3 protein-coding genes are annotated in these 2671 nt (G+C 41.4%); 2 read left to right on the top strand and 1 reads right to left on the bottom strand.

Going from position 1 to position 2671, the window contains the following annotated elements; genetic code table 11:
• Positions 1-138: 138 nt before the first annotated feature.
• Positions 139-1101 carry a bile acid:sodium symporter family protein gene (locus AC1DRF_RS22375; protein ID WP_013055760.1) on the bottom strand — a complete coding sequence of 321 codons (963 nt, stop codon included), beginning with the start codon at positions 1099-1101 and terminating at the stop codon, positions 139-141.
• Positions 1102-1302: 201 nt separating this feature from the next.
• Here AC1DRF_RS22375 and AC1DRF_RS22370 point away from each other — a divergent pair, with 201 nt between their 5' ends.
• Positions 1303-1503 (top strand): DUF3311 domain-containing protein, encoded by a 201-nt coding sequence (locus tag AC1DRF_RS22370; protein ID WP_477741718.1) that lies wholly within the window; start codon positions 1303-1305, stop codon positions 1501-1503.
• The coding region (locus AC1DRF_RS22365) for a sodium:solute symporter family protein (protein ID WP_477741717.1) at positions 1500-2671 on the top strand (1172 nt) is incomplete at its 3' end. The genes AC1DRF_RS22370 and AC1DRF_RS22365, both read left to right, overlap by 4 nt.

Genomic DNA, 2671 nt, shown 5'->3' with positions numbered 1-2671 from the left:
TGGCGCTTTTGCCATGTCTCTTTTTCTATACCTAAGCGAATGCCACCCCGCTTTCGGCGTTGGTGGCATTCGCYTAGGTAAAAACTTTTTGGGAAGAGTTAAGGTAGCTTTTTGTACTTCCCTTATAAGTTTATTGTATTATCCAGCCATTTTTTTGTTAGAAGAGGGCTGGTTTTTGTCTTTTAGTTTGCTAAAGATAAAGGCTAGCACTGAGCCTGAGATGTTGTGCCAGACGCTGAAGATGGCGCTTGGGACAGCGGCTAGCGGCGAAAAGTGAGTGGAAGCAATGGTGACGCCGAGCCCTGAGTTTTGCATGCCAACTTCCATTGCCACTGCTTTTTGCTTGGCTAGATCCATTCCGCATAAGCGGGCAAAGAAGAAGCCGATTGTGAAACCAAGAATGTTGTGAAGAACAACTACGGCAAAAATGATACCGCCTGTTTTAGCAAGCTGTGCTTGGCTTCCTGCCACAACGGCAGATACAATCAAGACAATCGCGACTACTGAAACAAGGGGAAGAGCTTTGGAACTTGCTTCTGCAGCTTTTCCAAAAAACTTTTTGATCGTAAATCCAAGAGCAAGCGGAATGATGACAACTTGTATAATGGAAATAATAAGAGACATGATATCAATATCGACCCACTTGCTTGCAAATAATAAAATGAGAAGCGGTGTAACAATCGGTGCTAAAATGGTTGAAACAGAAGCGATAGCAACTGCGAGCGCAACGTTTCCTCGAGCCAAAAAGACCATTACGTTTGATGATGTGCCGCTTGGACAGCAGCCTACTAAAATAACGCCCACTGCTATTTCTTTTGGTAAATCTAAACCAATCGCCAAACCGAATGCGAGAAGCGGCATAATGATAAAATGTCCCACCACGCCTAGTGCTACTTCTTTCGGTCTTCGAAACACTTCACTGAAATCAGACGCTGACAGCGTTAATCCCATTCCAAACATGACAATTCCTAAGAGCGGAACGATGTACTTTCCAATCCATACAAAATGCTCTGGGAATGAGTAGGCAATAACGGAAATTAGAATAACCCAAAGCGTAAATGTTTTTCCTGCAAATGTACTGATTTTCTCTATTGTTTTCATCTGTACGATACCTCCTGCGAACTATAAGAAGAAATTATACTATTTATTCAGAAAAATGAAAACAGTATTTTTGTAAAATAGTACAGAATATTTTATCTTTTGGAGATTATTTCAGTTTAAATGCAAGCATTCCTTCATTGAATACACGGAATATGTGGTAATATAAAGAAGTTAGTTTTAGAAAGTCGGAGGAGTTTAGTCATGAAATTTATCTATATTTTGTCTGTACTTCCGTTCGTAGGCATATTAGGTTTTCTCCCTTTTGTTAATCGAGTTACTCCGTTTGTTCTCGGTATGCCGTTCAATATGTTTTGGATGGTGATATGGGTGGTGCTTACGTCCATTATTTTAGTGGTTATGTACAAGCTTGATCCCAGAAATCGGGAAGGGGAAGAAGAATGAATAGTGCACTTATTATTATTTTACTATTTTTAGTGGCAGCTATTTTTCTTGGCATACGATCAACCAAAGGCAAGGATATGAACTTGGAGCAGTGGACGGTAGGCGGACGCGGTTTCGGGGCTGTTTTAGTGTTTGTGCTGATGGCCGGAGAAATCTACACAACGTTTTCGTTTCTAGGCGGAAGCGGATGGGCTTATGGAAAAGGAGCTCCTGCACTTTATGTGTTAATTTATATTAGCTTATCATATGTCTTATCATACTGGCTTCTTCCTGTTATTTGGAAGTATGCAAGGGATCATAAGCTCGTCTCGCAGCCTGATTTTTTTGTAAGCAAATATAAAAGCCCTTACCTTGGTGTGCTTGTAGCTGCTGTAGGAGTGATTGCTGTCATTCCTGTTATTGTTGTGCAGTTAAAAGGATTGGGGATTATTGTATCACAAGCATCATACGGCGCCATTTCAATGCCGGCAGCCATTTGGATGGGAGCTATCAGTTTAACGCTGTATGTTATGATATCCGGTATCCACGGTTCTGCATGGACGGCCGTTATTAAAGACATTATGATGCTTGCTGTGATTGGATTTTTAGGCATTTATTTACCTTTTCATTATTACGGAGGATACGGTCCGATGTTTGAAGCGGTGAATACAGCGAAGCCAGGGTTTTTAAAGTTTCCTGAGCAAGGATTAAGCGTCTCGTGGTTTATTTCGACCGTTATTTTACTAGTACTTGGTTTTTATATGTGGCCGCAGGTGTTTAGTTCAAGCTATACAGCGAAAAATGCAAAGGTATTTCGTAAAAATGCAATCATTAGTCCTCTTTATACGCTGATGCTGCTCTTTGTATTTTTTGTTGGATTTGCAGCTATTTTAAAAGTTCCTGGTTTAAGCGGAGGAGACGTTGATCTTGCGCTATTACGGATCTCAATCCAAACCTTTGATCCTTGGTTTATTGGAATTATAGGAGGAGCGGGTTTGCTGACAGCGCTTGTGCCGGGGTCGATGCTGTTAATGAGTGCGTCAACGCTGCTGGCTAAAAACATATACAAACCGTTTGCGCCTCAAGCAAGCGAAGCGCGTATTGCTCGTTTAGCGAAAAGCTTTGTACCGGTTGTGGCTCTCATTTCTGTTTACTTTACGTTAAACGGAGGAACGACGCTGTCAACGAT

It is taken from the genome of Priestia sp. P5_B4 (genome assembly GCF_056400385.1).
The sequence above is the reverse complement of the archived record's forward strand: the minus strand, read 5'-3'. Positions and strand labels throughout refer to the sequence as shown.